The 659-nt window shown below is 41.3% G+C and carries 1 protein-coding gene; it reads right to left on the minus strand.

The annotated features are described in order from the left end of the window. Nucleotides 1-197: 197 nt before the first annotated feature. On the minus strand, nt 198-659 hold a 462-nt coding region (locus A3761_RS06545; RefSeq protein WP_156491681.1), incomplete at its 5' end, for an outer membrane lipoprotein-sorting protein.

Below are 659 nucleotides of genomic sequence, written 5' to 3' on the forward strand. Positions count from 1 at the left end.
AGTTCGGGTGCTGCCTGTGTTACTGGTTAGTTCTGTATTATTTTATTAAAAATATGAAGATGCCAGTATAGACGCGAGAGTATGACAGGGCGATGTTTATGCAGCTAAAAAAGAAAAAATGTACAAACAATCACATTATCTGTGACTGGATGTACATTTTTTGCAGTGCTGTTTAGGTCAATAGAGCGGAAATTAGACTAGCGAGCGCGCTTCAAGCTGTTCTTGGTGAAGTCACTATCACTTAGCCCGGTAGAAAACTGAAAATTGCTCCAGATTAAGTCAGTGCTTTTACCTGTCTGGTGATTCTGCATCTTCATCACATTCGGGCGCCAGTATTGGTCAAGATATTGATTGTAATCACTAGAGTTGAGGGTCTTTAGTAGCGCTTTTTTACGGTCATAAAATTCAATTTTATGGACGCGGTATTCACTCTGGTCGATCCAGGCAATTTGGCTTGTGTAGCCAGAGTTTTTATCTGTTGGGAAGCGTTTAACAACAAAGCAGGTTTCTGTGCCACACGCTTCGTCTTTTAAGTACTCATAGCTATACTTTTCAACTTCTTGTGAGCTTAAGTCTTCGAAGGCAAACTCACTTCCCATGAATGGGCCAGACTTGTTTTTAGACGCGATTCGCTTAACACGCTTTAGTGCTGGTAGGGA

Source organism: Oleiphilus sp. HI0123, assembly GCF_001635315.1.